This is a genomic window from Calothrix sp. NIES-2100 (assembly GCF_963875285.1).
Lineage (GTDB): Bacteria > Cyanobacteriota > Cyanobacteriia > Cyanobacteriales > Nostocaceae > Aulosira.
In genome coordinates this window covers 3,466,757-3,493,389 of record NZ_CAWNLA010000001.1, presented here as the reverse complement: position 1 = coordinate 3,493,389, position 26,633 = coordinate 3,466,757, and the positions used below count along the sequence as shown (strand labels likewise).

General features: G+C 39.8%; 14 protein-coding genes. 4 read left to right on the top strand and 10 right to left on the bottom strand.

The annotated features are described in order from the left end of the window. Positions 1–188 precede the first annotated feature (188 nt). Positions 189–341, bottom strand: coding sequence for a hypothetical protein (locus tag AACU32_RS14540; protein WP_339377889.1), 153 nt, complete (start codon positions 339–341; stop codon positions 189–191). Positions 342–891: 550 nt separating this feature from the next. On the opposite strand from AACU32_RS14540, the gene AACU32_RS14535 reads away from it, so the two are divergent. Further along, on the top strand, positions 892–2,676 hold the full coding sequence (locus AACU32_RS14535) for a PAS domain-containing sensor histidine kinase (RefSeq protein WP_096600565.1): 1,785 nt from the start codon (positions 892–894) through the stop codon (positions 2,674–2,676). 245 nt (positions 2,677–2,921) lie between these two features. Here AACU32_RS14535 and AACU32_RS14530 read toward each other — a convergent pair whose 3' ends face one another. The 4 genes from AACU32_RS14530 to AACU32_RS14515 all read right to left on the bottom strand — a co-directional run bounded on the left by AACU32_RS14530 (position 2,922) and on the right by AACU32_RS14515 (position 5,403). Further along, entirely contained in the window at positions 2,922–3,206 is a 285-nt protein-coding gene (locus tag AACU32_RS14530; protein WP_096600563.1) for a peptidase, read from the bottom strand. Positions 3,207–3,284: 78 nt separating this feature from the next. Then, positions 3,285–3,947, bottom strand: coding sequence for a hypothetical protein (locus AACU32_RS14525; protein WP_096600561.1), 663 nt, complete (start codon positions 3,945–3,947; stop codon positions 3,285–3,287). Between the two features lie 99 nt (positions 3,948–4,046). Next, the gene (locus AACU32_RS14520; RefSeq protein ID WP_096600559.1) at positions 4,047–4,799 is read right to left on the bottom strand and encodes an intradiol ring-cleavage dioxygenase; all 753 of its coding nucleotides are present in this window, start codon (positions 4,797–4,799) and stop codon (positions 4,047–4,049) included. A gap of 319 nt (positions 4,800–5,118) precedes the next feature. Continuing rightward, the gene (locus AACU32_RS14515) at positions 5,119–5,403 is read right to left on the bottom strand and encodes a hypothetical protein (RefSeq protein ID WP_096600557.1); all 285 of its coding nucleotides are present in this window, start codon (positions 5,401–5,403) and stop codon (positions 5,119–5,121) included. 149 nt (positions 5,404–5,552) lie between these two features. Between AACU32_RS14515 and AACU32_RS14510 the strand changes: the two genes are divergently transcribed. Then, a complete protein-coding gene (locus tag AACU32_RS14510) occupies positions 5,553–6,233 on the top strand; it encodes a winged helix-turn-helix domain-containing protein (RefSeq protein ID WP_096608013.1) in 681 nt (226 codons plus the stop codon). Further along, the gene (locus AACU32_RS14505) at positions 6,230–7,702 is read left to right on the top strand and encodes a sensor histidine kinase (protein WP_096600555.1); all 1,473 of its coding nucleotides are present in this window, start codon (positions 6,230–6,232) and stop codon (positions 7,700–7,702) included. The genes AACU32_RS14510 and AACU32_RS14505 overlap by 4 nt, the downstream gene beginning before the upstream one ends. Here the strand turns inward: AACU32_RS14505 and AACU32_RS14500 are convergent. The 3 genes from AACU32_RS14500 to AACU32_RS14490 form a co-directional block, all read right to left on the bottom strand. Then, positions 7,669–9,066, bottom strand: a complete 1,398-nt coding sequence (locus AACU32_RS14500; protein WP_096600553.1) for an ATP-binding protein — start codon at positions 9,064–9,066, stop codon at positions 7,669–7,671. The genes AACU32_RS14505 and AACU32_RS14500 overlap by 34 nt on opposite strands. Positions 9,067–9,334: 268 nt before the next feature. Beyond that, on the bottom strand, positions 9,335–9,514 hold the full coding sequence (locus tag AACU32_RS14495) for a hypothetical protein (RefSeq protein WP_096600551.1): 180 nt from the start codon (positions 9,512–9,514) through the stop codon (positions 9,335–9,337). A 71-nt stretch (positions 9,515–9,585) separates the two neighbouring features. Then, positions 9,586–14,988 (bottom strand): ATP-binding sensor histidine kinase, encoded by a 5,403-nt coding sequence (locus AACU32_RS14490; protein ID WP_339378686.1) that lies wholly within the window; start codon positions 14,986–14,988, stop codon positions 9,586–9,588. Between the two features lie 147 nt (positions 14,989–15,135). Between AACU32_RS14490 and AACU32_RS14485 the strand changes: the two genes are divergently transcribed. After that, positions 15,136–15,732 (top strand): nuclear transport factor 2 family protein, encoded by a 597-nt coding sequence (locus AACU32_RS14485; protein ID WP_096600548.1) that lies wholly within the window; start codon positions 15,136–15,138, stop codon positions 15,730–15,732. Between the two features lies 1 nt (position 15,733). On the opposite strand, the gene AACU32_RS14480 is transcribed toward AACU32_RS14485, so the two are convergent. Both AACU32_RS14480 and AACU32_RS14475 read right to left on the bottom strand, forming a co-directional pair. Then, a complete protein-coding gene (locus tag AACU32_RS14480) occupies positions 15,734–21,136 on the bottom strand; it encodes an ATP-binding sensor histidine kinase (RefSeq protein ID WP_096600546.1) in 5,403 nt (1,800 codons plus the stop codon). A 73-nt stretch (positions 21,137–21,209) separates the two neighbouring features. Next, positions 21,210–26,627, bottom strand: a complete 5,418-nt coding sequence (locus tag AACU32_RS14475) for an ATP-binding sensor histidine kinase (protein WP_096600544.1) — start codon at positions 26,625–26,627, stop codon at positions 21,210–21,212. Between the last annotated feature and the right edge of the window lie 6 nt (positions 26,628–26,633).

The window sequence follows — 26,633 nt, the reverse complement described above, 5'->3', positions numbered from 1 at the left end:
CGAAGTCGTTCTCGAAGAGTAGCAATCGCAAAATCTCCAACGAAGAGTGATATCATGTCCGTTCAAATGCCCGTCATTGCGAACGAAGTGAAGCAATCGCAGAGTCCTTGTGATTGCTTCGCTCCACTCGTTCCGCTCGCAATGACATATTAAGGGTAATTAGGCGGACATCATATTTATTGGGTATTTCAAAAATTGGATGTTCCCAATGCCATTGCATCGGGTGACAATGCCATTGTATCGAGTAACAATGCGATCGCATCCCGTGACAATGCCATTGTATCCAATGACAATGCCATTGCATCGGGTGACAATGCCATTGTATCCAATGACAATGCCATTGTATCGAGTAACAATGCGATCGCATCGCCAAGGGACTGACAAAAAATAAATTACCTATATTCGGTAGTGCGAGCATCTTGCTCGATGAATGATCACCAGCTTCCGAGACGTTTGTCCTTCCCTGCGGGAGGCTGCGCCAACGGACACGCTACGCGTTAAGCGAAGCTATGCCGTTCGCGCAGCGTCTCCGCTAGGAGAAGGCTTTACGCACTACAAATTTATTGGATATTTCAAAAATTGGCTGTCCCCCAAGCAAAAATTACCAGAATGCGATCAATCGCCTTCCTCCCATAGCGGCTAATTGGCTACAGGAATTTATGGGATGTGGACTATTGACTCTTAATTCTCAATTTGCTATACTAAAATCGATAAGGAAGAACTATCTTACATATGCTTAGAGTGAAACAAAAAACCGCTTGCTTAATGGCAAGCGGTTTTTCTGCTGCTGAAGATTTAAAGTTGTGGGTCTTCGAGCCATAAATTGGTATTATTCCTACGCCGATTCAGAATAGTGCAAAATATCAGATAGGCAAAGTTGGTAATCAGCTAATGGCTACCTTATTGAGAACACTGCAAGGGTGGGGGAGAAAAGCGTTTAAAGCTTCAACATCAGAGAAAACGGCTGCTGTTGCTAAAAATCGCGTTCACGATCAACAGTGGCTAGCTGCTAGACGAAACTTTTTATGGCAAAGATTGCAGTTGTGGTTATTACTAGGGTTAATCTGCATATTAACCTTTACTTTGCGCAATATTTATGACATATTTTTCCCCTTAAAGGAGTTGGAAAAAGTACCAGAGTTCATAAGAACACAGGCATTATTCATCAATGTTTCCATGTTCGGTACTCTACTGGTTTGTTTTATTCTGCATAAAACTCAGTTTGGTCAACGTCATCCAGGATTGTTATTTTTAGGATCATCTTGGTCAATTAGTCTAGGAACACAGTTATTCTCTACCATCAAGGGTTTTGCCTTAGCTGATCCTCTAGCTTGGTCGCTGCTATTTTTGAGTCAAGCTACATTTATTCCTGTATGCTGGCGTTTGCATGTAATGTCCCAGGTGGGTTTGTTCATTTACTATTTTGGTGTCAATACAGCCCTAGGACTGAAAACACCCATACCTGAACATCCAGAAATCTATAATGTGACGTTTATCTTATATATTTTTTGGTTATGTGCTATATGCGACATAGGCGTTTACCTTTACGATCGCCTACAACGCTCAGATTTTTATGCCCATCAAGAACTAGAGTTTGCTTATGAAAAACTCAAAGTTGCAGAAGCTAAATATCGCAGTATCTTTGAAAATGCTGTAGAAGGGATTTTCCAAAGTAGTCCTGATGGCAAGTATATTACAGCTAATCCAGCCTTAGCCAAAATCTACGGTTATTCATCTGCACAAGAAGTCACAGCCAACTTGACAGATATTGGACATCAATTATATGTTGACCCCAACCGTCGAGCTGAGTTTGTCCGCTTAATTGAAAAGTATGGCAGCATTTCCGAATTTGAATCCCAAATTTATCGCCAAGACGGAAGCATTGTCTGGATTTCCGAAAAAGCCTACGCAGTTCGTGACGAACAAGGAAAACTACTTTACTACGAAGGATTGACGGAAGATATCACCAAGCGCAAGCAAGCAGAGGAAGCACTAAGAGTATTTTTTCATGCAGTTTCCCACGACTTACGCAACCCAGTACTGGGAACTTTAATGGTACTCAAGAACTTGCTAGCAAACCCAGACAGCAAAATCACAATTTCTCGGTCAATTTTAGAACGGATGGTTAAAAGTAGCGATCGCCAACTCAATTTAATTAATTCCTTGCTAGAAGCTCATATCAGTGAAGTCCAAGGCGTAGTATTACAACAGCAACCCGTGCAATTATATACAGTTGTCGAAGCAGCGATCGCAGATTTAGAACCGATGCTAGCAGAAAATCAAGCAACGCTGACAAATTTAGTTACCGCAGATTTACCCTTTATTAACGCTGACCCTACGCAACTATGGCGAGTCTTTTCTAACTTAATTGCCAACGCGATTAAACACAATCCCCCTGGTTTACTCTTAACAATCAACGCCACAGCTAAAGAAGACAAAATTTATTGCACTGTCAGTGATAACGGTGTGGGAATCAGTCAACAACAGAGCGAAAGACTTTTTGACCTTTATTACCGAGGTACTAACACCCGCAATTCTGTCAGCTTGGGCTTGGGATTATATCTCTGTAAGCAAATCATCCAAGCCCACGGTGGTGAAATTGGTGTAACTAGCGCATTGTCAGCAGGTGCGACATTTTGGTTTACATTACCGATAGTTAATGGGCATGGGGCATAGGGCATTGGCATAGGGCATTGGACAAGAAAGAAAAATTTGGCGTTGCTGAATCAAGGGATGAAATTGCACTTATTGAAATTTAAAACTCCTTATCCTCTCTGCGTCTTTGCGCCTCTGCGTGAGATAAATCATCCCGCATTTATGCAACGCCAAAAATTTTAATCTTGTCTCATAAGTTTCATTTTTATCGCGATCCCGATTGTTGTTCAGCGCAAATGGGTTAGCGTTGTCCTAGTTGATGCGGCTTAAAGCTCAAGCCGATTAGAGGGAAGCCGTCGCTTTTGAAATAAACTTGTCATATAAATTCCGCTAATTAGCAATCCCAGTAAACCCAGTCCATTAATAACCGGGAAAATACCATCCAATCCAAAAGTTTCTAGGGTATGTAGATGGATGAGAAAACCAGCTAATTCTCGCTGATGGAAAGCTTTAGCAATGGGAAAAGTCATACCAGTTATAACTGTTAGCAATAACGGTAGCGCACAAACAATTGCTAACCAACGATGATATTTGCGAAAAAAGCGACTCATAATAGCTCCAATATTAATTTAGATGGGGGCAGAGTTCCTGACAAAGGTGCTAACCCCCTACCCTTTTCTTGGCTTAGACTATCTGTTTCCCGCAGGCTCTGGGCGATCGCCTTCACTGGGAGGATGGGGAGGAACACCCAACGCATCTTTTAATTTTTGTTCAGTTACGCCTAGCTTTGCTGCTGCTGCTTTAAAATCAGGGCGAGGTGGGCGCTGACTTCTGTCACCTGGCGCGGGAGGATTAGCCGGAACACCCAACGCATCTTTTAATTTTTGTTCAGTTACACCCAACTTCGCCGCCGCTGCTTTAAAATCGGGATGGGGCGGATGTTGGCGATCGCCTTCGCCGGGAGGATTAGCCGGAACACCCAACGCATCCTTTAACTTTTGTTCAGTCACACCCAGCTTTGCCGCCGCTGCTTTAAAATCAGGGCGAGGTGGTCTTTGATTGCGATACTCCGAAGGAGTCGCTCCGCGAACGCCTTGTGCGGGAGGATTAGCCGGAACACCCAACGCATCCTTTAATTGCTGTTCAGTTACACCCAGCTTCGCCGCCGCTGCTGCAAAATCGGGGTGATGTGGTCGTCGCTGCTGTCCGTCTTGTGGTAGGTTCGGCTGTTGTGAAGCTTGGGCAATGCGATGGGATGGATTAGCAGCATTTACCTGATTCAGGGAAATCAAACCAAATGTACCAGCTAGAACCGAAATTGCTGCTACCACCACTGTTTTATTAACCTTCATAATCATCCTCCAAAAGTTAGATTGTTGATATTTCTCATTTAACCGACTCAAAATTACAGTTCGCCTTGCTACTTGATTACAGTTTTGTAATTTTTGTGCTTAGGCTATCTGAAGCCCAACATCAAAGGTTGCTGCATAGCCTTGTCCATTCTTGGTAAGCTTGAGTAACATTTGCTCGCCACCATCTTGAAAAATTCCGTCATCAGCATTTTTCAGGGTGCGTTGTCCGTTGCTGGCGTATGGTGCTTGGCTGTAGATGCGATCGCTTACCGCATCATCAAAATATAGCTGTGAGGTAAATTCGTAACCTTGTCCTGCTGTTCCATCTTTGCGGACTTTCAAGTGAATATGCACAGTTCTACCTGGATACCAACCAGGGTAAATGGTTGTAAACTGGACATTTCCCTGAGCATCGGTTACTTGATAGCCGCGCAGAAACTTTTTCCCCACAGTAGTAAAACTACGATCTGTCACGTCTGAATAAACACCCGATGCATCACAGTGCCAAATATCCACGATCGCACCTGCTAAAGGTGTGCAACCATTACTACCAACCTGAGAAACGTGCAGCGTCAGTTGCAGTGGTACACCTTCTTTCACCGAACCATCTGCCGGATCGGCGCGGATATCGGAACGGTTAAGCTTTTCGTCTACAAAATACGGCCCTTCAGTTTGCTGTGGACTGACGACACAGGCGGGTAATGTAGCAGACTTTACCGCCGATGCTGGTTTAGAGAAAGACTTTCTCGGTATGCATCCCACCACAAATATTGCCGTGGTGGCGGCTCTAAATAAAGTCAATGCTTCTCTTCGGCTCAAAATTCTACCCAAAGGGTGATTTTTATTGGTCATGTTGTATATTTAATTATTTCTAATTGACGTACCACTAACGGAAGAACAAACCGCAGAGGACGCAGCGAAAAGTCGAGCCAGTGCGTTCCTGAGCCACCCCCGTGCGGGGGTTCCCCCCGTTGAGAGGAGTGGCGTGTCGCCTTGCGTCGGAAAGCATCTGGCGTCGGAGATAAGGCTTCCTTAGATCTGAACTTTTCAAGACAGAAGACGCAGAGGAATAAGATTGTTTTGTAAAGCGGCACAAAATTCTCTTCATGTCTTATTTCTTCGCGTACTTGGCGTACTTCGCGGTTCGTTTTTTCCGAATAGCAAATTACACTTAACGATTATTCGGTCTTTCCACATTGGGATTTATTTGCTGAGAATGAGGTTGGGGAAGACGTTTTTTCTGTTGTGGACGGGGTTGGCGATGTTTTACCTGTGGTTTAGCTTGTGGTTTTTCATTCGGTCTAGCCTGTTGTTGTAGCTGATGTTGTTGCTGTTGTGCAATCTGTGGATTCTGATGGGGAGGAACTTCAGCATTTGCTTGATTGGGTGAAACAAAACCGAATGTTACAATTACAAAAGGAATCGCTAGCACAGCTAACACTTGACGAATCTTCATAACAATTAACCTCGCAAATCATTGTTGCTTACATTGATGATTAACCCACCCCAAAATGACAGTTAGCCTTGTTTCTAAATTACAGTTTTGTAATTTGAGCTAACAAGTAATCAATCTAAAATGGAACAATAAGTAAGTAATGAATGCTTGTGAATGTTCTGTTTGTCGAAGATGAAGCAAAAATTGCCAACTTCGTCCGGGCTGGACTGAAGGAGCAAGGATTTATCGTAGACTACTGCGATAACGGTGATGATGGCTATCTCCGGGCATTAGATAACGAATATGATGCAATTATTCTGGATATCATGGTGCCGGGAAAAGATGGACTGTCAATTCTCAAACAATTGCGACGGGAAGGGCGCAATGCTCCCGTGATTTTGTTGACGGCGCGGAATGAATTAGACGATCGCCTCCAAGGTTTGAACTTGGGAGCCGATGATTACATTGCTAAACCGTTTTTTGTCGAAGAATTAGCGGCGCGGATTCATGCGGTTGTGCGTCGCAGTGTAGGCGATCGCCAAAATTTACTGACAGTCGGCCCAATTAAACTCGATCGCATCGCCCGCGAAGTAACTTGCAATCAACGGGGAATTGAACTTACCAGCCGGGAGTTTAATCTGCTGGAATATCTTATGCGCTCTCCGGGACGAGTTTTTACCCGTACCCAAATCCTAGAACATATTTGGGGTTACGACTTTAACCCGAATACCAATGTTGTGGATGTATGTATTCAGCGAATTCGCAAAAAAATCGACCCCATCGATGAAGCTAGTTGGATTGAAAGTATTCGCGGCGTTGGTTATCGGTTTCGCAAACCAGAACAATCGTGAAACAACTGCGATCGTTTCGCTTCCGGATTGCTCTGTTATCTGCGGCTTTGGCTGGTAGCACCTTAGTCGGGTTTGGTGCTGTTTCCTGGTTTCAAATTTACAGTGCCAAAATCAGCCGTTTGGATGCAGAACTCTTAAATCAGTTGATGCGCGCCAGTCGTCCCCCAGAACGCGATCGCTTGCATCCCCGCCCAGAATTAGTACCCTTTGGCTTGGGAACTCATAGCACAATTCCCATTGCTGTGCTGGTACTTGATAGTAATGGCAATACAGTTTATCAATCTAATGCCCTACCTGATGACATAGAGGTGAAAAGTCTGCTGGTTAAGCGTCTTCAGTTAACGCCTTTACCACCACCACCTCCTAGAGAACGACGGCTAAACCCATCCGTAGAACCACCACCTTTTCGCCTCCTTCCACCACAATTTGTGACTGAAAACACAGCAAAAGCAACTTGGCGAATTGGTGCAGCTAAATTTCCTAATAGTCAGGTAGCGATCGCAGTTAGCTTGCAATCTGTTAATCAAGAGATGGCTAGCATTGGCAATATCTTTCTCGTTTCCATTCCCATAGCCTTGCTACTGGTTGCGGTGGGCGCATGGTTAATTTCTGGCGGTGCGTTGCGTCCCATCGGTCAATTAACGGGTGTGATTCAACAGGTGACAGTCAAAGGGCTAGATCAGCGCATTCCCATTGGAACAACGGATGTTGAGTTTGTGGAATTGATTGAGGTGTTTAACCAAATGCTCTCACGCCTAGAACGCAGTTTTACCCAAGCTTCCCGCTTCAGTGCTGATGCTGCTCACGAACTGAAAACACCCCTAACTATTCTCCAAGGCGAACTGGAAAGAACTTTACAACAGGTTGACCCTGGAAGTGAAGTGCAACAGCGTCTGAGTAATTTGTTGGATGAAGTGCGCCGTCTCAGTGGAATTATGCGCAAACTCTTACTGCTGTCTCTAGCAGATGCGGGACAAATGAGTTTGTATCTGGTTGCGGTGGATATGTCACAGTTGCTGATGGAAATGGTTGAGGATATAGAACTATTGGCTCCTCATTTAAGTGTAAAAAATCACATTCCTGCTGGATTGAAGGTACAAGGCGATCGCGATTTACTCATGCAAGTTTTGCAAAATCTCTTGAGTAATGCCATCAAATATAATCTTGCTAACGGCTGGATTGAGATTCAAGCTCAACAAAGGCAAAATACTCTCCACATTACCATTGCCAATGCATCTAAAGATATTCCGGTGAGCGATCGCGATCGCCTGTTTGACCGCTTTTATCGCGGCGATCCGGCGCGTACCCGCCAAGTCGAAGGAATTGGACTCGGACTCAGCCTCGCCCGGGAAATTGCTCGCGCCCACCGTGGCGAACTCACCCTGAATTCCACATCTGACGGTCAAACAGCCTTCACCTTGATATTACCGATAACTCATGCTCCAGAGGTAACACGATCTGGGCATTGACGAATAGGTATTTGGATCAAAATTTCAGTACCTCGATTGGGCGTTGAAACACAATTCAACTTTCCCCCATGTTTTTCTGTAATGAGTTGATAACTGATAGACATTCCCATTCCGGTACCACTACCAATAGCTTTAGTAGTAAAGAATGGATTAAACATTTGTTTTTGCACCTCATCAGTCATGCCTATGCCATTATCTGCGATCGCAATTTCAATCCAATCATTATCTATGACTGCGGTACGAATGATAATTTGATGAGGATTTGCTTGTATTTCCGCCAAAGAAAGTGTCTTATTTTTTTCTTCTATGGCATCAATGGCATTTGTAAAAATGTTCATAAATACCTGATTTAATTGTCCGGCATAACATTCTATTAAAGGTAATTTGCTATAGATTCTGCTAATTTCAATACTTGGGCTTTTTGCTTTTTCTTTGAGACGATGCTGTAAAATTAATAGCGTACTTTCGATACCTTCATGAATATCAACTTCCTTAAAATCAGCTTCATCCATGCGGGAGAAATTTCGTAAAGATAAAACAATTTCCCGAATACGTTGAGTACCCATTTTCATAGATTTAAGAGTTTTTGGTAAATCTGTCTGGATAAACTCTAAATCAAGCTCATGCAACAAGTTTTGAATTTGTGACTCATTTAAATTTTGTTGTTGATAAAAGCTAATCAAATACAATAAATCTTCGGTATATTGTTCTACATGGGTAATATTGCCGTGGATAAAATTGACGGGGTTGTTAATTTCGTGTGCTACTCCAGCTACCAATTGTCCCAAGCTCGACATTTTTTCTGATTGGAGCATTTGGATTTGGGTGCGTTTGAGTTCTTGAAGAGTGTTTTCTAAATCTTCTGCTTGCTTGCGAAGTTGGGTTTCCATTTGTTTGCGATCGCTCATATCTCTGGCGACAACAACCACAGTATCTTCTCCCATCACAGCTATACTGGCTTCAAACCAAACTTCTCGCTCGCCTATGGGTAAGCTATATTCTGCCTTCACAGTTTTTTTGGTGGCGATCGCCTGTAGAACGCAATCAAGAAAATAATCGGCAAAGGCAGACGGTAACACTTCATGCATAGTTTTGCCCACCATTTCTGCCGGGGGTTTATATAATGAAGGCGCACTACTAGGTGCGATTTTTAAGTATCTACCCTCAGTGTTGAGAACAAGAATGACATCTTCTATAGCATTAAATAATGCCAGTAATTCTGTTTGAGAACTATAAAGAGAATCATGTTCTTTTTGGGTGATAATAGCTTGATATTTATGATTAATTTCTGCTACCTGCTGCTTTAATTGCGCATTTTCGATTCGCAGCCAAGCGACTTCGTCATTTCTTGCTTCTTTTGCCAAGATATCACCTCTTTTTTATTGCTTAACAGGTATTTGAATTATCAACTCAGTACCTTTTCCTAGAAAGGAATTGCACTCTAGCAAACCAGCGTGTTTATCTACTATTATTTGACGAGCGATCGCCTATCATAACCCCGTACCTTACTTACTTATTTAATAGTAAATAAATTGTCAAAAATTCTTTGTTTTATTGCTTCAATCATGCCTATACCATTATCAGCAATGGTAATTTTCACTTGCTTATCTTCTAGTGAAGTTTTAATCGTGTTCACGTTGGGATTGGCTTTAATTTCTGCAAAAAGCCGTCCATCATTTGCTTCTTATAAGGATTTTTCAGCAGTTTCATCACTACAGGTTTGTCGTCAATCTCTCGGTATCCGCGATAAGCCAGAGTTCTCGAGCCGTTGTAGAGTTCTTCGTTAAATTGATATCCAGGAATTCTCAACATACCACTAAATCCTTAAGCCATTAGGATTTAGTATTCCCAGATATATGTTATCGAGTAACAGCAGCCAACATTTACACGGGAATTTCAATAAAAAATTCTGTACCCTCGCCCAAAACAGAGTTGCAGGTTAATTTTCCCCCGTGGGTTTCTTCAACTATTTGCCGCGCGATCGCCAATCCTAAGCCTGTGCCTTTACCTACAGATTTTGTAGTAAATAAATGGTCAAATATCTTTTGTTTAACTTCTTCATTCATCCCTTGACCATTATCAGCAATAGTAATCTTTACTTGCTTATCTTGGAATGATGTTTTAATTGTAATCTGGTTGACATTTGCTTGAACTTCTACAAAACTCTGCCCATTATTAGATTCTTCTAAAGCATCAATAGCATTTGCCAAAATGTTCATAAATACCTGATTTAATTGTCCAGGGAAGCATTCAACCTGGGGTAAATTCCCATAATCAGTAACCACCTCAATGGCGGGACGTTGTGTGTTAGCTTTCAGTCGATGTTTGAGAATTAAAATTGTACTATCGATACCTTCATGGATATTAAACGGCACTTTGTAATCTTTATCCGCCCGTGAGAAAGTGCGCAGACTCGTGCTAATATTTTTCAGGCGATCGCACGCCATGACCATTGCATCCATCATCTTCGGTAAGTCTTCTAGGATGTAATCTAGGTCTATTCCTTCGGCATGTTCAATAACTTCTTCACTGGGATTTGGTAGATTTATTTGATATAATTTCAGGTGTTCACTAATATCAGCAATTGTCGGTTTAGCTTGTTGGAGACTGGCATAAATAAAACCGAGAGGATTGTTCATTTCATGGGCTACACCTGCGACTAAATTACCCAAAGCTGACATTTTTTCACTTTGGACAATTTGTAGTTGGACTTGTTGTAAATCTTCTAGCGCTTGTTGTACTCTTTGATAAAGTTGCGCATTTTCTAAAGAAATGGCTGCTTGGGAGGAAAGGAGGTTAATGACTTGCAAGCGTTCTTGGGTAAATACTCCGCTTGTGAGTTTATTTTCTAGGTAGAGAATACCCAGCAAATGCCCTTGGTTAATAATTGGTGTGCATAATATACTTTTTGGTTGATGTGTAAGCACATATTCGCTAATTAGCCCACGAATATCTGTTTGACAATTATCTATAACAATAGATAATTGGGTATTCTTGACGTAATTGATAATTTTTCTGGGGACATCTCGACAAGTATCTAGTAATTGTAAGTCAAGGTTTGTTTGGATTTCACCTTGAGAATTAATAGAGGTAATTGCTCGAATTTGCCATGTATCTTCTTGCGGGAGAATCAAAACAGATTTTTTTGCACCGGAGTTTTCTAAGATAATTTTGGTGAGACTGGTGAGGAGTTGATCTAATTCGATACTGCTAGAAATAGTTTGAGCGGCTTTGAGTACGCTTGTAAAATCTAGGATTCCACAAATATCGGTGCTACTAGGAGTAGAACTATGAGCAGACGAAGATGTTTTAGGGAAAGCTATGGTGGAAATTGTTTCCCAAGGATTGAGGTTGATTCGTCGTTGTAGCAGGATCGGTTTTAGTAGTTGGGGATAACGTTTTTCTAAATCGTCGGTTTTGACTGGACTACCCCAACGGGAATAGCAATAGTAGGCTTGTTGCATATATCCGGCGGCGACTGTTTCTTTTTCCCAGTCAAGGTAAAATTTAGCCGCAAGTTCGTTGGCTAAAGCCTCTTCTTGAGTGTAACCGTTGCTTTTGGCAAGAGAAATAGCCCGATCGTAGCAATCTCCGGCTTCATAGTTTCTGCCTAAGACTCGATATTTTTCTGCATTTACCAAATTGAATTTATGTAAATAATTCATTGGCGCATGATTAGCCCAAACTTCCATTTTTTCCTGATTAGTTTGGATTTTTTCGAGAATAGCTTCTTGCTCAGAAAGTGAAACCCCAGGATACAACGCTAATCGTACTAAAGAATCGTAAAAATAGAACAGCGGCACAACAACTAATCCAGTAACTCCTCCTAAAGACTGTTCTGCCATTTCGGCATTATTTAATGCCAGTTCATAATTATTGAATAAATAACTGATGAAGAGTTTATTTACGAAAAGGTGATTTATTGTATATAAATCGTTGGCTTTTTGATGTATACCCAGCATTTTGTTTTCATCATAAGCTGTGCCAATCAAATCATATAAATGCTCAGATTTACCCTGGAGATTTAAAACACTCTGGTAATAAATTGAATTCCAATAGAAAGCGACTTGTTGCTTGATTTTTCTCAAAGATTCAACATAAACAGTAAAGTCTTTTTCCAGGTTTTCTAGTTCCTTACCTAACCAAAAAGAATGAACTGGATAAATATAAGCACAATAACCAGCATATTCGAGGTCGCCTGTTTCTATTCCTGTCGAATAACCGTCAATCGCAGGTGATAATGTTTCTTGAATATGCTGTTGCCAATGGGCTATATGAGCATTAACAACAGTCAATATTTTCGCTTTTAGATCTGAGGAATTAAATTTAGATAATATACCCAAAGCCAATTTTCCAAATTCACAGCCAGCGTTAATATCACCGAAGGCTCCACAAAGCAGCAATCCATACAAACTATAACCATAGGCAGAAACGGGCGTATTTCCGCATTTAATCGATAACTGAACCATTGCAAAAGTGATTAAGGGAACCATCACCGGGTCAATTTGAAAAGCAGCAGGTAGGACTCGCATTAAAATTTTCATTGCTGCGATATTTTCGGGTTTTGTCATTATCGGTAAATGAACTAAGTCAGCGATGGATTTACCTTGTAAATTCTCAATAACTTGTTGCAAACCTTGCTGAATATCCAAATTTGTTGGTTGTTCGGGAAAATTAATGCCTAATTGTTGGAGAATTGAACGGGCAATTTGGATTCCTTCTATTTGTTTGCTTTGAACAATGCAAGCAGTAATCTGAATTTCGTAAACAGGTACTTTATCTAGTAATGTTTTAGCATTTTGCAGAATAATTTCTGTATAATGTTGCATCTGCTCAAAATCGCCACTTAAGTAAGCAGATTCAGCAACTAAATCATGCAATTCCAATGTTAATTGGTATTGGTTTTTCCAGCTATCTGCGCTGAGGAATTCTAACCCAATCAGAGAATATTCCACAGCCGCAGTATAAGCAGTAGCAGCTTTGGCTTTTTTCCCAGCAATGAGATTTAATTGTGCTAATTGACTTCGTTCTTGGCTATCATCAATTAATACCCTACCAATATTTAACTGATTGACAATATCAAAAATATGTTCTCCTTGTTTAGCTGGGGAAATGCTTTGTAAAAGAGAACGCCCAATTTGCAAATGTGTCTTTTGTCTGTCTGCTTCCAGAATCAGAGAATAAGCTGCTTGTTGGATGCGATCGTGCAAAAATTTATACTTCGCGATGTGGCGATCGCTAATTTTCAGTTGGGTTTGTTCCTCAGCATCTTGATAAAACTTATAAACCGTACTTTGGGGCAAAACAAAATCTAACTGCAAAGCTTTCCACAAAGATGCAGCCGTTTCTACCGGAGATAATTGGCAAACAATCGCTAATGTTTCTAAATCAAAGGAATTGCCAATACAAGCAGCATATTTTAATACCTGTTGAGTCGATGCTGGTAATTTTCGTAATTGCAATACCATAAACTCCACAACATCGGAGGTGAGTGTTTGCTGATTGATTTGAGCAATATCACATTCCCAGCATCTTTCTCGCCAATTGAAATTAATTAATTCATCTTCATGTAATGACTTGAGAAATTGCGTAGCAAAAAAAGGATTACCTTGAGTTTTGCGGTAAATCAATTGTGAAAGCGGAACTGCCAAATCTTCGGCACACTTTAAGGTTTCAACTACAAGTTGATTTAAATTTAATTGACTCAGGGGTTGTAGGGTCAGTGTATTGACAATCGCCCCGACTTTGCTAATTCCATCTAATGTAATCATCAAAGGATGAGCGGTCGATACCTCATTATCTCGATATGCACCAATTAATAGTAAATATCCTTGATTTGTTTCCGCTATTAATAATTGAATTAACTTCAATGAAACCAAATCAGCCCATTGTAAATCATCTAAAAATATTACCAACGGATGCTCTTGGCTGGTAAATACTTGCAAAAATTTCTGAAATAATAAATTAAATCGATTCTGAGCCGCCGTACCAGATAATTCTGTTGCAGGTGGTTGTTGACCAATAATTTTTTCTAATTCGGGAATGACATCAATAATAACCTGTCCATCGTTCCCTAATGCTTGAATAATTTTACTTTTCCATTGGTGGATTTGCGCATCACTTTCGGCGAGTAATTGCCCCATCAAATCCCGAAATGCTTGGACAAATGCGGAAAAAGGAATATTCCGATTAAACTGGTCAAATTTGCCTTTAATAAAATATCCCCGTTGTTTAACAATGGGTTTATGAACTTCGTTAACTACCACAGTTTTACCAATACCAGAAAACCCTGCAACTAACATGAGTTCGCTATTCCCCTGGGAAACCCTGTCAAATGCTGCTAATAGTTGCTGAACTTCCGTTTCTCTACCATATAATTTTTCGGGAATGAGAAAGCGATCGCAAATATCTCGCTGAGCAATTTCAAAATAATTAATTTCACCAGTTTCTGCGATTTGCTCTAAACATTTTTCTAAATCATGCTTTAAACCTAATGCAGTCTGATAGCGTTCTTCGGCATTTTTCGCCATTAATTTTTGCACGATATCATCCAAAACTCGCGGAATATCTGACCTATTAACTGAAGGAGGTATTTTTGCAATGTGACTATGTACCAACTCCATCAGATCAGTTGATTGAAATGGTAATTGACCAGTCAATAATTCATAAAAAGTTACACCTAAAGAATAAAAATCAGTGCGATAGTCAATTACCCGATTCATTCTCCCTGTTTGTTCGGGTGATAGATAAGATAATGTTCCTTCCAAAACTTGCGGATTTTTCAGGGATTGGGTTTCTCTTGGTAGTAAGGAAGCAATACTAAAGTCAATTAATTTAACTTGTTTGGTTTCAGGATTAATTAGAATATTGGCGGGTTTAATATCCTTATGAATAATTCTATGACGATAGAGAAAATCTAAAGTATTGCACAGAGAGATAGCAATTGGTAAAAATTCCTGTAAATGCGTTAGATGTAAAGTCTCTTGGGTGAAATAATCCTTAAGGGAAATTCCCCCAAAGTCTTCCATTACCAATATATAACCATTGTCGTAAGCTTCTAAGCTATGGGTTTGGATGATTCCGCTGAAGTTAAGATTTTTCGCAATGGTATATTGATTACGAAATTGCACCACTTCCCGAAAGCTGGGATAAGGATTTTTCAGCAGTTTGATGACTACTCTTAAGGAATCTTGTTCTCGGATTGCTCGATAGACGATTGTTTTGGAACCATCATAAATGATTTCTTTGACCTGATATCCGGGAATACTAACTTGAGTGCTAATCATACTCATTGTCTATTTGCGAGTTTCGCACTTAGTATTCCCAAATACGCATGACTATTTAGCAGCCGAGTAAAATATTTACATCGGCATCTCGATGATCAATCTTGGGTAAAACCACAGGTAATAAGGTAAATAAGGAAGCAACATTAAATGAGAAAAAGCAAATATCAGAAGTTAATCAGTCTTCAGAGTATCACAACCTTAATAGCTGCGATTGCAACCGTAATTGTACTGATTGGAGGGACAATTGAACTTGCTTCTGCGTCACAACCCAATGCTAAATCAGACATTGAACAATTGGCTGTTTGCTACGCTTTGGGAACTGATGCGATTGGGCGAGGAGATATCCAAGTCGGAAAGAATATTTATCAAGACTGCTTTACAACAGATGCAAAAATTACGGCGATTTTCCCTGATGGAGTCACCACCGCGACACGTTTCGGGACAAATGACTGGGCGGATTTTGTTGCTTCCGTATTCCAAGGAAACGGCTATGTAGCTACACAGCACTTGATGGGTACATTCAACATCACTATTAACGGTAATACTGCAACGATGACTTCCTATCTAAATGCGACCCACAAACGTTCGGATACTAGCATTGATATTGCTAATGGTACTTATGAAGATGACGTTATCCAACAAAATGGGCGTTGGAAAATTCGCCGTCGCACACTTAAACTCATCACATTTCTGAACCTTGTTTCTCCTCCTAGTAATCCGGGTTTAAGAATGCCTGCTCAGTAAGTTAATATTTATTGTCAGTAATGGGAATAGTGATACTAAATTCTGTACCTAATCCCAATACTGACTCACAAGTCAAACTACCCCTATGCTTTTCTGTGATAATTTGGCGGGCTATAGCCAATCCTAAACCTGTACCTTTGCCTACTGCTTTGGTAGTAAATAAATGGTCAAATATTTTCTGTTTGACTTCTTCACTCATACCTTGAGCATTGTCAGCAATGGCAATTTTTACCAAATTATCTTCTCTAGAAGTGGTAATTATAATTTTATTGGGATTGGCGGAAATTTCTGCATAACTGTGCCCAGTATTTGCTTCTTCTAAAGCATCAATAGCATTTGCCAAGATGTTCATAAATACCTGGTTTAATTGTCCCGGGAAGCATTCAATTGCAGGTAAATCACCGTAATTGGTAAGAACTTCAATCGCTGGACGTTGTTCATTAGCTTTCAGGCGATGTTTGAGAATTAAAATTGTGCTGTCAATACCTTGATGAATATTAAAAGGTACTTTGTAATCTTTATCAGCCCGTGAGAAAATGCGCAGACTCATGCTGATGTTTTTCAGTCGATCGCACGCCATTGTCATAGAATTAATTATCTTTGGTAAGTCTTCTAAGCTGTATTCTAAGTCAATTGCTTCGGCGTGTTCTGTGATTTCCTCGGCGGGATTGGGAAAGCTTTCTTGATAGAGTTTTAGGTGTTCGGTAATATCAGCAATCGTGGGTTGAGCTTGTTTGAGACTAGCAGCAATAAAACCCAGAGGATTATTCATCTCGTGGGCTACACCAGCAACTAAGTTACCGAGTGCAGACATTTTCTCACTTTGGACAATTTGGACTTGTGCTTGTTGTAAATCTTGTAATGCTTGTTGTGCTTGTTGATAAAGTTGAGCATTTTCTAGAGATATGGCTGCTTGCGAAGAAAGTAAGTTAATTACTTGCAATCTTTCTTGAGTAAAAACTCCAGCAGTTATTTTATTCTCCAAATATAAAATTCCCACTAAATTACCTTGCTTGATAATTGGTGTGCATAATACACTTTTGGGTTGGTTTGTGAGGATATATTCGCTAATTATTTCCGGAATATCTGTTTGACAATTATCTATGGCAACAGTTTTTTGGGTATTTTTGACGTAATTAATAATTTTTCTGGGAATTAATCTACAAGTATCAATTGATTCCTGAATATTTATGATTTTTTCATATCTATCTGGGCTTTCGTGGTTAATAAAAACAACTGCTCGTACTTGCCAAATATTTGCTTGCGGCAGAATTAAGACAGCTTTTTTAGCCCCAGAGTTTTCCAGGATGATTTGAGTTAAGTTAATAATTAGTTCATCTAATTTGATACTACTAGAAATCGCTTGCGCACCTTTGATCGCAGAAGTCAAATCAAGCAAATCAGAAACACTCTTGCTATCTGTGCTGGAAGTCCAAGTTGATTTTAAAGTCTTACTACTGGTAATAGTTGCAATTGTTTCTAAAGGATTGAGTTTGATGTGTCTTGGTTGCAAGATGGGTTCTAGCAATTGCGGATAGCGTTTTTCTAAATCATCGGTTTTAGCTTTTGCTCCCCAGCGAGCGTAGCAGTAGTAAGCTTCTAACATATATACTTGGGCGACTTTTTCTTTGCCCCATTCGAGGTAAAATTTGGCTGTCAGTTCATTGCTGAGTGCTTCTTCATGAATGTATTCGTTGGCTTTTGCTCCAGCAATTGCTTGTTCATAAAGTTGTATAGCGTCAATTTTTTCTCCCAAAACTCGACATTTTTCGGCTGAAACTAAATCAACTTTATGTTGGTGATTCATGGGGGCGTATTGTGCCCAACTTTTGAGTTTTGCGAGATTTTCTGTAACGCGAGATAATAAAGCTTCTTGCTCAGTCAATGACGTATCTGAGTACAAAGCGAGGCGAGTCAAAGATTCATAAAAATAAAAATTAGGTATCAATACTAATCCAGTTATACTCGCCAAGTATTTCTCAACTATTGCGGCATTTTCTAATGCTTGTTTGTAGTCATAAAACAAATTACATAGCAGCAATTTACAGAAATGTACCTGACAAATTATACTGACTTGATTGGCAGCATAATGTAACGGTAACATTTTCGTTTCATCATAACTTTCTCCAATCAAATAACGAGGATTATCCACCATTCCCAACAAATTCAATACCGATTGATGATAAATATTATTAAAATTTACATAGGTGGTTTGCTTAAGTTGGAATATGACTTTACCATAGTTGCCTATGGTGCTTTCTAAATCGTGCAACTCTTGCCCACTTAAGTAAGCATATCTACTAAAAACATAAGCGGACATGGCTGCATATTCAATATCACCATGTTCTAACCCACAAGTGTAGGCTTCTAAAAGAGGATTTAATGTTTCTCGGAGATGGTCTTTCCAATGTCTAATAAAACAATTAACAGCAAATAAAGTTTTAGATTTCAGTTTGACAGCATTCAATTTTTCAATTAAATCTAATGCCACTTGCCCTAATTCATAAGCTGTATTAATATCTCCGAGAGCCGCAAAAATTATCAGTCCATAGGTTGCATAGGCATAGGTAGATTCTGGAGCATTGCCATAGATAATAGAAAGTTGAACCTGTTTAATGACAATTAACCTAAACAAAAATGGCGCTGCTTGGTAAGCAGTAGAAATAATGCTGGATAAAATTTGCATTGCTGCTAATATTGTCTCATCTTCCATTTCTGGCAGTGTCAATAAATCAGCCACAGATTTATCTGCTAGTAGCAAGCTGGTCTGCTCCATTGCTTGTACAATATCTTGTTGATTCGGCTGGTCTGGAAGCTCTACACCTAGTCTATGCAATACTAATAGAGCAGTTTGTAAGGCTTCTAAGTGGTTACTTTTTGCCATACAAGCTTGAATTTTGGTATTATAAACATGCACCTGTTCTAAAAAACTTCTAGAATTTTGCAGGACAATATTTGCATATTCTTCCATATTTTCAAAGTCGCCGCTGAGATAGCTAGCTTCTGCGATCGCTGTGTTTAATGCTAGAGTTAATTCATATTGGTTTTGCCAACTTTCAGCAGGTAGAAGTTGCCAGCCTGTTTGTAAATATTCAACTGCGGCGATATAAGCAGTTGCAGCTTTTGCTTTTATCCCTGTCAGCAGATTTAATTTGGCTAGTTGGGAGATTTCCACTGGCTCAATAATCAGTGCTTTGCCAATATTTAACTGATTGACAATTTCAAAAATTCTTTCTTCCTTTTCGATGTCTGGTGTACTGTGAAGCCAGAGTTTTCCGATGTGCAGATGGGTTGATTGTCTTTGTGCTTCGGGAATCAAAGCATAAGCAGCTTGTTGCACGCGATCGTGTAAGAATTTATAGGTAAAAATCCCCTGATTTTTTTTAGTAAAATCTTGATGTTTATCACCAACAAAAAATTTATATACTTCACTTTGAGGTAAAATCAATCCTGACTGCAACGCTTTCCACAAATCAGCAGATGCTTCTACCTCTGACTGTTGGGAAATAATCGCCAAAGTTGCTAAATCAAACTGATTACCAATACAAGCAGCTAACTGTAATATATTTTGAGTCGCTGTTGGTAGTCGGCGCAATTGAAAACTCATAAAAGCGACAACATCATCTGTAACCGCTTGCTGAACTACTTGTGTAATATCACATTCCCAACATCCTAAATCAAAGTTAAATTGAATCAGTTTATCTTGATGTAAGGCTTTGAGAAACTGAGTAGCAAAAAAGGGATTACCTTGAGTTTTCTGAAATACCAGTTTAGAAAGATTCCAGGCTAAATTTTCATGACATTTGAGAGTATCAGCAACTAATTTATTGATTTGGATTTCATTGAGTGGTGCTAAAGTAATTGTATTAACCTTGGCTTTGGTTTTGCTAATTTCGCTCAAAGTCAACATCAATGGATGGGCTGGGTTCACTTCATGATCGCGATAAGCACCCATTAACAAAAGATGCTCTGTATCAGCCATTAATAACTGCATTAACTTCAGCGATGCTGAATCTGCCCATTGTAAATCATCTAAAAATATAACTAATGGGTGTTCGCTACTAGTAAAAACTTGGGTAAATTTTTGGAATAATAAATTAAATCTATTTTGTGCCGCCGTACCTGATAATTCGGGTACTGGTGGTTGTTGAGCAATAATTATTTCTAATTCGGGAATGACTTCAATAATTACTTGTGCGTTATCGCCAAGTGCTGCTAATATCTTGCTTTTCCAAGACTGAATTTGCGGATCACTTTCGGTTAATAACTGCCCAATTAAATCTCGGAATGCTTGGAAAAAAGCACTGAAAGGAATATTCCGATTAAACTGATCAAATTTGCCTTTAATAAAATAACCGCGTTGTCTAACAATCGGTTTGTGGAGTTCGTTGACAACTGCTGTTTTACCAATACCAGAAAAACCAGCAACCAGCATCATTTCGGTTGCACCTTGGCTGACTCTGTCAAATGCTTGGAGGAGGATTTTTATATCGGCTTCTCGTCCATAAAGTTTATCGGGAATCATAAAGCGATCGCACAAATCTCTTTGAGCGATTTTAAAGTGTTCAATTTTACCAGTTGCTGTTAATTGTTCTAAGCATTTTTCTAAATCAAATTTGATTCCTAATGTACTTTGATATCTGTCTTCGGCATTTTTATCCATCAATTTCATCACAATATCAGAAAGTACTTGGGGAATGTTTTCACTTGGGATTGGCTTTGGTAATTGAGCAATATGACAATGGACTAACTCCATTGGATCATTGGACTTAAAGGGTAATTCTCCTGTGAGTAATTCATAGAAGGTGACACCTAAAGAATAGAAATCCGTCCGATAGTCAATTAAGCGATTCATCCGCCCTGTTTGTTCTGGGGAAATATAAGCCAGTGTCCCTTCTAAAAGATTGGGACTGATTAAGCTTTGTGTCTCCCTTGGTAGTAGAGATGCAATACTAAAGTCAATTAATTTAACTTGCTTGGTTTGGGGATTAATCAAAATATTGCTGGGTTTAATGTCTTTATGAATGATGCGATCGCGGTAAAGTATATCTAAGATGTTGCACAGCGCGATCGCTACTTGTAAAAACTCCTCTAAAGACGCAATATCTCCCATCTCTTTCAAGGAAATCCCCCCAAAGTCTTCCATCACCAGCATATAAGCATTTTGATACGCTTCTATGCTATAGATTTGGATGATTAAGGGATAGTGAAGATTTTTGGCAATGTTATATTGATTGCGAAATTGTACCAGTTCGTGGAAACTGGGATAAGGATTTTTCAGCAGTTTAAGTACCACTGGTTGTCGATCAGATTCTCGAACTGCTCGATAAACTAGGGTTCTGGAACCGTTGTAGAGTTCTTCCCTAACTTGATATCCGGGAATCTTGACAAGAGTGCTAACCATGCTACTAAATCCTGAGAATACTGGATTTAGTGTTCCCAGATAGGCGATGAGATTTACCAAATAACAAGACTCTTTATAGTGGAATCTCCAAGATAAACTCAGTCCCCTCACCAAGAATAGAATTGCAACTTAATTTTCCTCCATGCTTTTCTTCCACAATTTGTTTGGCGATTGCCAAGCCTAACCCTGTACCTTTATTTACTCCTTTGGTAGTAAATAATTGGTCGAAAATCCGCTGTCTTACTGCTTCACTCATGCCTGTACCATTATCAGTAATGGTAATTTTCACTTGCTGAGATTCTAGTGAAGTTTTAATCCTAATGACGTTGGGATGGGCTTGAATTTCCTGATAACTCCGTCCATGATTTGCTTCTTCTAAAGCATCAATAGCGTTTGCCAAGATGTTCATAAATACCTGGTTTAATTGTCCCGGGAAGCATTCAATTGCAGGTAAATCACCGTAATTGGTAAGAACTTCAATCGCTGGACGTTGTTCATTAGCTTTTAGGCGATGTTTGAGAATTAAAATTGTACTATCAATACCTTGATGAATATTAAACGGGACTTTGTAATCTTTATCAGCCCGTGAGAAAATGCGCAGACTCATGCTGATGTTTTTCAGGCGATCGCACGCCATTGTCATAGAATTAATTATCTTTGGTAAGTCTTCTAAGCTGTATTCTAAGTCGATTGCTTCGGCGTGTTCTGTGATTTCCTCGGCGGGATTGGGAAAGCTTTCTTGATAGAGTTTTAGGTGTTCGGTAATATCAGCTATGGTGGGTTTGGCTTGTTGGAGACTAGCAGCAATAAAACCGAGAGGATTATTCATTTCATGGGCTACCCCAGCAACTAAATTACCCAGTGCAGACATTTTCTCACTTTGGACAATTTGTAATTGTGCTTGTTGCAAATCTTGTAATGCTTGTTGGGCTTTTTGATAAAGTCTGGCATTTTCTAGGGAGATTGCAGCTTGGGAAGAAAGTAGATTGATAACTTGTAGCCGTTCGCTAGTAAATACGCCTGTTGTGATTTGATTTTCTAAGTAAAGAATTCCGACTAATTTACCTTGTTTAGTAATTGGTGTGCATAATACACTTTTTGGTTGCTGCTCTAACAGATATTCTCCAATTACCCCAGGAATATCTGTTTGGCAATTATCTATGACTATTGTTTGTTGAGTATTTTTGACGTAATTAATAATTTTTTTAGGTAGATATTGACAAGTATCAAGTGATTGTGAATTTATGATGGTTTGGATTTTTTCTGGAGAATTTGACTCCTGATTAATCAAGGTAATTGCTTTCACTTTCCAAGCGCCATTCTCGGGAATAATTAAGGCGGATTTTTTCGCACCGGAATTTTCCAGGATAATTTGGGTGAGATTTGTGACGAGTTCATTTAACTCAATACTGCTAGAAATAGTTTGAGCAGCTTTTAGTACGCTTGTATAATCTAGGGCAATGGAAATGTTTGTACCAGAAGTAGAAGTATGAGTGGATGAAGCAGTCCGAGGCAAGGTAATGCTACCAATGGTTTCCCAGGGATTGAGGGTAATTTGTCGCTGTTCCAGGATGGGTTTGAGTAGTTGGGGATAGCGTTTTTCTAAGTCGTCGGTTTTGGCTTTGGCTCCCCATTTTGCATAACAATAGTAAGCTTCTTGCATATAGCCTGCGGCAACTTTTTCTTTACCCCAGTTGAGGTAGAATTTAGCTGCAAGTTCGTTAGCTAGGGCTTCTTCATAGCCATACTTATTTGTTTGAGCTTGGGTAATTGCTTCATCATAAAGTTCAATAGCCTCTGTTTTTTCTTTGTTTAACCTGGCTTTTTCTGCTTGGATGAGTAGACATTTGTGCAGGATATTTTCCGGACAAGCCTTTGCCCACAAATTTAAGCGTTCTTCCAGGGGGATGAGTGCTGAAAGATGGTGTTGACGCTCAGAATATTCGGTAGCCACTTCAGCCAGAGCGAGATGGATTAATGCCACATAAAAAACGCTGGAAGGGACTTTTGCATGACTAGCAATAGTGTTTTCAATGATGCTCAGTTGGGGGATTAAATCAGGGTATGCGGCTTTATTGTCAAATAAATAAGCATGGCGAATTTTAACAGAATATAACCAAGCTAAGTGATAGGGAGCATTGACGTATTTTTGCAAATACTGGGCTTCACTAAAACTATCATCATCAAAGGTAAACGGTGTTTTGGTCAAACCAAGAAGTTGGCGTATCGGTTGAATTACTCCGACTCGTAAAGCATCTAGGTTATCTAAGCTTTTGATCTGATCAAGAAAAGCTGCGTGGTTTTGAGCGATCGCATATAGATCATCTAAATTTTTACCGTAAGTCAGGCGATCGGAACCACTCTGCATCATCATAAAGCCTACTGTTAGCCAGTTGCCAGCTTCCATTCCATATTTGTAGGCATTGTTATAGTATGTATCTGCCTCTCGAATGGGACGACTCCAGCTATGCACATCAGCCGCAAACAGGAAATTAGTCATACCGCGCACATCAGCATTATCAAACTGTTCACAAAGCTGAACTGCTATTTCCCCAAACTGATAAGCAGTAGCGGAATCCTTAAGTACACCATTAGCAATTAAGCCATAACCGACATAGCCAAAAGGAGACATATCGCTATTACCATACTCTAATGACAGTGTGGTCATCTTGGCCAGTGCTAGTAATGCTAAGGTGCTTTGACCGTCGAGCCATGCGGCATAAAACAAAATTTGTAAAATTCGCAGTATTTCTGCAATACTGGGATCTGCCATTTTGGGGGCTTGAAGAATGGATTCAATCGGATGTTGCGCTAGAAATTGTTGAACCGTGGCGATTTCTTCATCTAGGTTAGCTTGTATCATCTGAGGCTCTGTGGGCATCACCCACCCAAGCATCTGTAAACTTTGACGTTGAATAGCGATCGCCTCAGCATTTCTTCCCTGAAGCTGGTACTGAGTCATCTGCACGCGATAAACGATCGCTTGCTCCAGGGAGGTTTGAGCATGGGTGAGTGTCTGTGCATACAGGGCTTCGGCTTGGTCAAAGTTACCACAAAGGTAAGCTGCTTCTGAACCATCACGGTGCAAACTGTACATGAGTTTATAGTTTTTGTGCCAAGCATCTTGGGATAATAAAGCCATACCAATGGTGCAATAGTCCTGAGCCGCTTGATAGGCTGCTGAAAGTTTGGCTTTTTGTCCAGCTTTTAAATTGAGATTCGCTAGTTCTTGTTTTTGCTCATTGTTAGTCATAACAGCTTGTCCCATATTCAGCTGATTCACAATGTCAAAAATGTATTCCTCTTGTTCAGACTGGGATAGCCCTTGCAACAACAATTGACCAATTTTGTAATGGTTATACTGCTTTTGTTCTTCTGGAATCAATGAGTATGCTGCTTGTTGGACGCGATCGTGTAAAAACTTGTATCTCACAGTCTGAGAAATTTCTGGAGAAGCTGCTTGAGTTTCTTCTCCGACATAAAATCTATAAACATCACTAGTAGGTACAATCAAACCCTCTTGTAAGGCTTTCCACAAATTAGATGCTGCTTCGATTTCTAATTGTTCAGAAACAATTGCCAAAGTTGCCAAATCAAACTGATTCCCAATACAAGCCGCTAACTGCAATATATTTTGAGTTGATCGCGGTAGTCTTCGCAATTGAAATGCCATAAAGTCCACAACATCATCTGTCAGTGCTTGCTGAGTTACCTGTGTAATGTCACATTCCCAACACGCCAATTCCCAGTTAAATTGAATGAGATGATCTTGATGCAATGCTTTGAGAAACTGAGTAGCAAAAAATGGATTACCTTGAGTTTTCTGAGAGACTAGTTGAGACAAATTCCCTGCTATTGTTGTTGAACATTTCAGTGTATCAGCAACTAACTGATTCACTTGCATTTGATTGAGTGGTGCTAAAGTAATCGTATGAATCGTTGCTTGTGTTTTCTCAATTTCACTCAAAGTCAACATTAATGGATGGGCGGCTTGAACTTCATTATCACGATAAGCACCAATTAAGAACAAATGACCTGTATCTGCCATTAATAGCTGCATTAAGTTCAGTGATGCTGAATCTGCCCATTGCAAATCATCTAAAAACATCACTAAGGGATGTTTTTTGCTAGTAAAGACTTGGGTAAATTTCTGAAATAATAAATTAAATCTATTTTGTGCTGCCGTTCCAGATAATTCTAAGGCTGCTGGCTGCTTACCAATAATTCGTTCTAATTCGGGGATAAATTCAATAATTACCTGTCCATTGTCCCCAACAGCATTTAAAATCTCACTCTTCCATGACTGAATTTGAGCATCGTTTTCGGTTAATAATTGCTCCATTAAATCTCGAAAGGCTTGCACAAATGCACTGAAGGGAATATTGCGTTGAAATTGGTCATATTTCCCTTTAATAAAATAACCTCTTTGCTGGACAATGGGTTTATGCACTTCATTGACAACCGCAGTTTTACCTATCCCGGAAAACCCAGCAATCAGCATCATTTCCGTTGCACCATTACTGACACGTTCAAATGCTTGTAGTAGGGTTTCTACTTCTGTTTCTCGTCCATACAGTTTGTCGGGAATAATAAAGCGATCGCACAAATCCCTTTGAGCAATTGGGAAGTCTGCAATTGTGCCAGTTTCCTTGAGTTGAAGGGCGCATTTTTCTAAATCATATTTCAATCCCAAAACACTCTGATAGCGTTCCTCAGCATTTTTCGCCATCAATTTGCTAACAATTTCTGATAATAAAGAGGGAATTTGGGGATTTATTTCATGTACAAATGTTGCCGTTTTGGCAATATGACAATGTATCAACTCCATCGCATCTTCTGACGGAAATGGTAATTGTTTTGTCAGTAATTCGTAAAAGGTTACACCCAAAGAATAAAAATCTGTACGGTAATCAATCCCGCGATTCATTCGTCCAGTTTGTTCTGGGGAAATATAGGCGAGTGTTCCTTCTAGGACATTGGGACTGATTAAAGTTTGTGTTTCTCGTGGTAGCAGCGATGCAATACTAAAGTCAATTAATTTAACTTGTTTTGTTTCTGGGTTTATCAGAATATTGGCAGGTTTAATATCTTTATGAATGATGCAATTCCGGTACAGTATGTCTAAGGTATTGCAAAGTGCGATCGCTATTTCTAAAAACTCTTGTAGAGACATTGCTTGTACAGTATCTATATAAGCAAAATCCTTGAGGGAAATTCCCCCAAAGTCTTCCATCACCAACACATAGCTATTTTGGTAAGTTTCGAGGCTGTAGGTTTGGATGATACTAGGTGAGTGGAGATTTTTAGCAATGGTGTATTGATTGCGAAACTGTACCAATTCGTGGAAACTGGGATAAGGATTTTTCAGTAGCTTAATTACCACTGGTATTTGATCAGATTCTCGAACTGCTCGATAAACTAAAGTTCTCGAACCATTGTAGAGTTCTTCCCTAACTTGATATCCGGGAATCTTGACAAGAGTGCTAACCATTCTACT